At 68.8% G+C, this 6,218-nt stretch carries 9 protein-coding genes; 4 read left to right on the top strand and 5 right to left on the bottom strand.

What is annotated here, in order from left to right:
* The 4 genes from LWC35_RS38470 to LWC35_RS38455 form a co-directional block, all read left to right on the top strand.
* On the top strand, window positions 1–340 hold a 340-nt coding region (locus LWC35_RS38470), incomplete at its 5' end, for an NIPSNAP family protein (protein ID WP_232875527.1).
* 186 nt (window positions 341–526) lie between these two features.
* Window positions 527–709, top strand: coding sequence for a hypothetical protein (locus tag LWC35_RS38465; RefSeq protein WP_232875526.1), 183 nt, complete (start codon window positions 527–529; stop codon window positions 707–709).
* Window positions 710–776: 67 nt separating this feature from the next.
* The gene (locus LWC35_RS38460) at window positions 777–1,403 is read left to right on the top strand and encodes an HAD family hydrolase (protein WP_232875525.1); all 627 of its coding nucleotides are present in this window, start codon (window positions 777–779) and stop codon (window positions 1,401–1,403) included.
* A 372-nt stretch (window positions 1,404–1,775) separates the two neighbouring features.
* Window positions 1,776–2,075 (top strand): hypothetical protein, encoded by a 300-nt coding sequence (locus tag LWC35_RS38455; RefSeq protein WP_232875524.1) that lies wholly within the window; start codon window positions 1,776–1,778, stop codon window positions 2,073–2,075.
* A 144-nt stretch (window positions 2,076–2,219) separates the two neighbouring features.
* Here the strand turns inward: LWC35_RS38455 and LWC35_RS38450 are convergent, their stop codons facing one another.
* From LWC35_RS38450 to LWC35_RS38430, 5 genes are all read right to left on the bottom strand, one after another.
* Entirely contained in the window at window positions 2,220–2,807 is a 588-nt protein-coding gene (locus LWC35_RS38450; RefSeq protein ID WP_232875523.1) for a TetR/AcrR family transcriptional regulator, read from the bottom strand.
* A 321-nt stretch (window positions 2,808–3,128) separates the two neighbouring features.
* Window positions 3,129–3,641, bottom strand: a complete 513-nt coding sequence (locus LWC35_RS38445) for a flavin reductase family protein (RefSeq protein WP_232875528.1) — start codon at window positions 3,639–3,641, stop codon at window positions 3,129–3,131.
* Between the two features lie 88 nt (window positions 3,642–3,729).
* Window positions 3,730–3,915, bottom strand: a complete 186-nt coding sequence (locus LWC35_RS38440; RefSeq protein ID WP_232875522.1) for a tautomerase family protein — start codon at window positions 3,913–3,915, stop codon at window positions 3,730–3,732.
* Between the two features lie 51 nt (window positions 3,916–3,966).
* Window positions 3,967–4,776 (bottom strand): alpha/beta fold hydrolase, encoded by an 810-nt coding sequence (locus tag LWC35_RS38435; RefSeq protein WP_232875521.1) that lies wholly within the window; start codon window positions 4,774–4,776, stop codon window positions 3,967–3,969.
* Between the two features lie 46 nt (window positions 4,777–4,822).
* On the bottom strand, window positions 4,823–6,085 hold the full coding sequence (locus LWC35_RS38430; protein WP_232875520.1) for a metal-dependent hydrolase family protein: 1,263 nt from the start codon (window positions 6,083–6,085) through the stop codon (window positions 4,823–4,825).
* Window positions 6,086–6,218 lie beyond the last annotated feature (133 nt).

Here is a 6,218-nt window from a genome sequence, read left to right as displayed (position 1 = left end):
GAAAGGAGCAGGCGTGATCTACGAGGTCCGCGAGTACGTAGCCGCCCCGGGGCGGCTCGGGGCGGTGATCGACCTCTTCACCTCCGCCACCATGCCGATGCTGGCCAAGCACGGCATGGAGCTGGTCAGCGCCGGCCGCACCATGATCGGCGAGCACTCCTGGGGCGAACTCGTCTACACCCTGCGGTTCGACGACCTCGCCGACCTCGAACGGAAGTGGAACGCGATGCTGGCCGACCCGGAGTGGGTCGCGGCGCTGAGCGCTGCCGAGGCCGGCGGACCGCTGTTCGCGACGATGCGGCGGCGGGTCCTCGACGCCGCCCCCGTGGTCACCGCCTGAGCAGTGAGAACGAACCGGTGCTCGCCGGCGGCGCCGGGAGGACTGAGCTCGGGCGATCCCGTGAAGCGCCGTATGGGGAGAACCGACTGTCGCGTGGGTGAAAGATGGGTCTCTCGACGACCTGATCATCGACACGGACAACGACAAGCACTGCCATTACCCGCTGTACCCGAGGGCACAGAGCCTGTGGCCAGTGACATCGAGCCGGAGCACGTGCTGCAGCTGGTGTTCCGTGACGGCAAGCTGCTCAGGAAGTGGGACTTCACCGAGCTGATCGCGAACTGTCAGCGTGAGGCTCCGGAGTCCTCCTACAGAGACTGTGTCGGTCCGATGCGGACCGTCTCGACCGAGATGGCCGTCTGGGCCTGACGCGGTCGTTCGGTCCCCGCGCCATGCCCCTCCCCGGCGGCGCACCGAGCCACCCGCTAGGAGAAGCATGACCCGCCTGCACGTCTTCGACATGGACGGCACGCTGCTGCGCGGCGCCGCCACGGTGGAACTGTCGCGCCACCTCGGCACGTTCGAGGTCGCGGACGCCGTCGAACGGGCCTGGAACGCCGGAGAGCTGACCGACCTGCAGTTCTGGGAGTCCGTGCTGCCCCTCTGGATGGACGCCTCCGATGCCGAGATCGACGCCGCCTTCGCAGCCGCCGCCTGGATCGAAGGCGTCCCGGAGGTCTTCGCGGACATCCGGGCCCGCGGCGAACACATCGCCGTGATCTCCCAGTCCCCGCACTTCTTCGTGCGCAGGCTGGAGGGGTGGGGGGCGCACCGGACGTTCGGCTCGGACGTCGTGCCCGGCCGCCCGCCGACCACGGATTCGCTGCTCACCCTGCAGGACAAGGTCGACATCACTCTCGGCCTGCTCGCGGAGCTCGGGCTGAGCGAGGACGACTGCACGGCCTACGGCGACTCCCGCTCCGACGTGCTGCTGTTCGAGCGGCTCACCCGCACCGTCGGGATCAACCCCACCGACGTGCTGCGCGACCGGTGCGCCGTCGTCTACGAGGGCCTCGACCTGCGCGCGGCCTACGCGCTCGGCCGGGACCTGGTGCCGTCGTGACGAGACGTCGTGTCCTGCGCTCCGCTGCCGGGGGACCCCGTCCGCCGGGCCTTGACCGACGACTCGGTGAGTGAGGGCCGCCGAACGAGATCGCCGACGAGCTCGGGCGCTCGGGGTGCTGGGCATGCACCTGTGGGGCTACGACTGCGCGGGCGCGATGCGGTGTCCTACTGCCCGGCCTGCGCAGAGGCGGAGGTGCGGACAGCAGGTTCCCCAGCGTCTCCGTGCAGGGCTCGCTGTCGATGCTGACCACCGCCCGGCGACACGGCGGGGACTGGTCCTCGACAGCAGCAGATCACCGTCGAGCAACACGGCGGCTGCGGCACGCGAACAGCCTGGAGTCCGTGCTGACCGACGGGGCACGAGCGAGATGTGCACAGCCTGGCCGTCGGCGAGCGAGGTCGCTCGGCGACGGCCTTCGTCGTCCCTGTCGCCAAGCTCGGAGGCGTGCTGATCGGGCTGGACGCCGCCGCCGTAGTGCTGATCTTTGCCTTCACCGAGGGAGCCTCGCCGCCCCCCAGCGCGCCGATCTCCGTCGCGCCGACATCGCCCGGGTCGACCGGTCGAGACCTTCGTGCCGGTGCTGAGCACTGCTGCCTGCCGATCCTCTTCGCCCAGTCGGTCGTCTTCTCCTGCATGCCGGCCTGGCGATCGTCATCGGCCAGGTCGTGACCCTGGCCGCGGGGGACGCCACCGTCGCCCGCGACAGGGCGTCCACGCCGGCGCCGTACGCCCTCGGCAACGTCTCGCCCGCGGCGCCCACTGCACCTACGCCGCACCTCCACACCCCGCCAGTTGATCGTCCCGAGCACGCTCTCAGCCGGGACGGGTGCCTGCGGTGGTGCCACCTGTGAGCTCGTTCGAGTCTTGAAGCAGGATCAGGCGGAACAGGTCGCGTAGTTCATCGTCGGACTGATCGTCGCGACCTTGGATCAGCTGCGCGCTGGCGCCTTCCCAGGCGGCCTCGAGGAACCGGGCGGTGCGTGCGCTGTAGAGACGTTCCACACCCGCGCGTGCTGATTCCGCCCAGGAAGCGACGAGCTCTCGGTACGCGGGGTCCCGGACGCTCTGGGCGTAGAGCTCGTAGAGCAAGGTGCGTTCTCGGGCACTGTCCTTGATCGCGTTCACGACGGCGAGGGCCGCGTCGATCATGGACTCGAGGTCGGTGGCTTCGTGGAACTGGCGTTCGTACAAGGCCGAGGTGTGCGAGACGAAGAGCCGGAACGCCTCGAGTAGTAGATCGTCGAGGTTGGCGAAGTGGTAGCTGGTCAGCCCGAGGGACAGGCCGGCGGCGCTGGCGACCCGTCGATGGGTGACCCCCTTGACGCCGTACTCGGCAGCAACGTCGAGGGCTGCATTGAGGAGGGCGAGGCGGGTGGCATCGGAACGAGGTCTCGCTCGCACTCCACAATTCCCTTCCACGTGCCCGGTCCTCGTTGACGCTGGGAGAACCATACTGCCTCGTTACGTCCGCGGTTGGACGCTCCGCCGGTCTTCGGGAGGCGAAGCGGGTCCAGCCTGGGGAACCGTGCCGGTTGCGACGGCCGTGGCTGATGTCATCGTCGGGGCTGCCTGACGGCTGTGGTGGTCGGGGAAACGGTCCACCGGTCGGAAGCATGGGCGGCAGGGCGGCCGTGTCGCGGCGGACTCGTCGAGCGGACACCCTCGAGGCGGCCCACGGGTGAGAGGGGTCGGGACTGCCCGGCTCGCGACATGGCTGCTGGCTCAGGAGTCGAGTGCGATGAGACGACGGAACCGGCTGCTGTGGAAGACCAGCGGCTCGTTGCGGGGATCTGCGGTCAGACGGTGGATCTGCAGCAGCACGATGTCGTGGTCGCCCGCGGGCAGCTCGGAGTGCACCGAGCAGTCGAGCCATGCTGCAGCGCCCCTGACGAAGATGGCGCCGTCTTCGCTCGGCTCCCACGGCACGTCGGCGAACCGGTCGCGGTCCTTCGCCGCGAGTGAGCGGCACAGCGCCTCCTGGCCGTCGGCGAGCACGCTCACCCCCAGCCGGGGTAGCTGCCGCAACCGCGGCCAAGTCGTCGAGCTGTGTGCCACACAGACCGACACCAGCGGTGGAGTGATCGAGACAGAGGTGAACGAGCTCGCTGCGATCCCGACGGGCTCCTCGTCGTCCAGTGCACAGACAGCTGTCACACCGCTGGGGAAACAGCTGTAGGCCCGCCGCAACTCCGCCTGGTCAACGGGCAGCGGACCGATACTCAGTTTGGAGGCCATTGATCTACTTTTCGGCTCGGGTTGTCGAAGTCGTGCGAGTGAATTTTGAGCGGCGCTCATCGGCGATCAGTGCGCGCCGCCTGTGGGGTCAGCCGATCAGCTTGCCGTGGCCCCAGCGGTTGCGCGGGACGCCTTGGACGACGACGGTCGACTCCGCGCCGACCTCCTCGCCGAGCATCGACGTCATGGCCTGTGTGACCGCCTCGACCATCCGCTGCGCGAATGTCGGGTCCTCGAAGCGATCCTCGAAAACCTTCACTTCGACGTAGGGCATTCTGCCGCTTCCTTTCTGTGGTCAGAAGTACTGACGGAGTACTTGTCAGAGTTACCGGCGATTCGCGTCGAACCAGGCTGATGCGACTTTGTTGAATCGCTCCGGGTCGTCTTGGTGCAGGAAGTGGGTGACGCCTGTCCAGAGCTCGACCCGGGTATCGAGACCGAGCTCGTCGACGAGGTGCGACTCCCAGGTGTAGGTCGGCTCGTAGGCGTAGATGCACAGTGCCGGCCGGTGGCGCTCGCGGATCGCGCGTTCGGTCTGAGGGCGAAGCCCTGGCGCGTCCGTGCCGCACCACATGCCGGCATAGGTGGGCCAGACGACCTCGGGGCCGAGCGCGAGCGCCTGTAGCCGGCGTCGGATCCGGCGGGCGGCGGTGACGCTGTTGTGCACCTCCGGCTCGAGGTCGGCTGCCACCGCGGCGCGTTCTGCGCTGTCGGCGGAAGCCGGGTCCCCGATGATCGTGCGAACCTGGCCCTCCCATTCCTCGGGCTGCCCGTAGGCCGGGTCGATCAGCAGGACCGAGCGGACCAGGTCCGGGCGACGCACAGCGATCAGGTTGGTGATGATGCCGCCCAGGGAGTGCCCGACCAGATGGCTGTCGCTCAGGCCCAGATGGTCGAGAACGGCGATCACGTCCTCGGCGAGCTCCACGCTCCCGTACCCGTTCGCGGTCCGTTCGGAATGCCCGTGCCCCCGCAGGTCGAGTGTCACCACACGCGCGTCGCCGGCGAAAGCAGAAATCTGGTCGGCCCAGTCGGTCGAGTCGCTGCACCACCCGTGAATCAACACGACAGAGTGGTCACCGCTACCGAACTCCGCCACGAAGCAGTCGAAGCCTCGAACACGAACCCAACTCATGCATTCCTGCTTTCCCTGTGCCGGCCCGCTCGACCTGGCGCCGCGGTCAACTGAGGACCGACGACGCAGCGGCGAGATAGTCGCTGCGGTCCACACCGGCGGTGAGGACGTGCGCGATGTTGCTCTGGTCACCGAGCAGCCGGATATCGGACAGCACGTCGCCGGTGACGACCACGACGTCCCCGGCGAAGCCGGCCGCGAGCTTGCCGATCTGGTGTTCGCGCTGGAGCAGCTCGGCCGCGGTAGCCGTGGCCGTGGTCAGTGCTTCCTCCGGTGTGAGGCCGTGCTCGACGTAGAGCTCCAGCTCCCGGGCGTGCGCACCGAAGGGGCACAGCGTGCCGGAGGAGTCGGTGCCCATGGCGATCCGGACTCCGGCCTGGCGGGCGATGGCGAAGGCCTCGAGCGTGCGGTCATGGGCGTCGCGCAGATCATCCACCCCCTCGGGCGTGAGTCCGCGACGTGTTCCCTCGCGTTGGCACCAGTCGTTGAAGGCCATGGTCGGAACCAGGTAGGTGCCGCGCTCGGCCATCTCCTTGGCGGTCGGCTCATCCAGGTAGGAGCCGTGCTCGATACTGTCGACCCCGGCAGCGAGGCTGCGGCGGATCCCGTCGATCGAGAGTGCGTGTGCGGCGACCCGTAGGTCGAGGTCGTGTGCCTCGTCGACGATCGCGGCGAGCTCGGCGACGGTGTAGTTCGGCCAGTGGGGCTGCTCACCGGGGGACATCCCGCCGCTGGCCATGACCTTGATGAAGTCGGCGCCCTCGCGAGCTTGCAGCCGGACAAGCTTGCGGCACTCGTCGACGCCGTCGGCGGTGTCCCAGCGGCGGCGGGGGGTGTACGGCGGGTAGAACAGGTCGCCGTGGCCGTTGGTCATGGTGATCCACCACGGGGAGACCAGTAGCCGCGGGCCGATGGTCAGGCCCTGCTCGACGAAGTCGCGCAGCTCGATCTCTCCGACGTCGCGGTGGCCCATGACCCGTAAGGTGGTGAAACCGGCTGCGAGGGCGCGACGGGCGTTGCGCAGCCCGTGCAGAAGCTTGGCCGGCTTGGTCACCTGCCCACGGAAGGTGCTGCTCGCCACCACGTTGTCGTGGTCGGAGTTGGTCGTCAGGTGCACGTGCGCGTCGATCAGACCGGGCAGGACGGTGCAGCCGGTCGCGTCGATACGTCGTGTCCCGGCGGGCACCGCGGCATCGTCGGCGGGCCCGACGTAGGTGATGATCCCGTTCCGGATGACGACGAGGCCGTTCACGTGGTGTGTGCCTGGTCCGGCCCAGACCAGGCCGCCCTCGATGGCGATGTCGTTCACCTGTTCACCGTCCCGCTGGTAGGGGGGTATGTCTGGGGCCGGGGAGCTCGGCGACAGCCGCCTGCACGTCGCCGAGCCCCCTGCATGTCGCCGAGCCGCTGAGGCGGTCAGACCCTGGAGGGCGTGGGGTCCT

The organism is Pseudonocardia kujensis (genome assembly GCF_021283305.1).
Taxonomy (GTDB): domain Bacteria; phylum Actinomycetota; class Actinomycetes; order Mycobacteriales; family Pseudonocardiaceae; genus Pseudonocardia; species Pseudonocardia kujensis.
The sequence above is the reverse complement of the archived record's forward strand: the minus strand, read 5'-3'. Positions and strand labels throughout refer to the sequence as shown.

Coding starts and splice junctions, on each gene's coding strand:
- LWC35_RS38445 (WP_232875528.1), bottom strand. CDS start 3,641: ATGGCCTCCAAACTGAGTATCGGTCCGCTGCCCGTTGACCAGGCGGAG.
- LWC35_RS38440 (WP_232875522.1), bottom strand. CDS start 3,915: ATGCCCTACGTCGAAGTGAAGGTTTTCGAGGATCGCTTCGAGGACCCG.
- LWC35_RS38460 (WP_232875525.1), top strand. CDS start 777: ATGACCCGCCTGCACGTCTTCGACATGGACGGCACGCTGCTGCGCGGC.
- LWC35_RS38435 (WP_232875521.1), bottom strand. CDS start 4,776: ATGAGTTGGGTTCGTGTTCGAGGCTTCGACTGCTTCGTGGCGGAGTTC.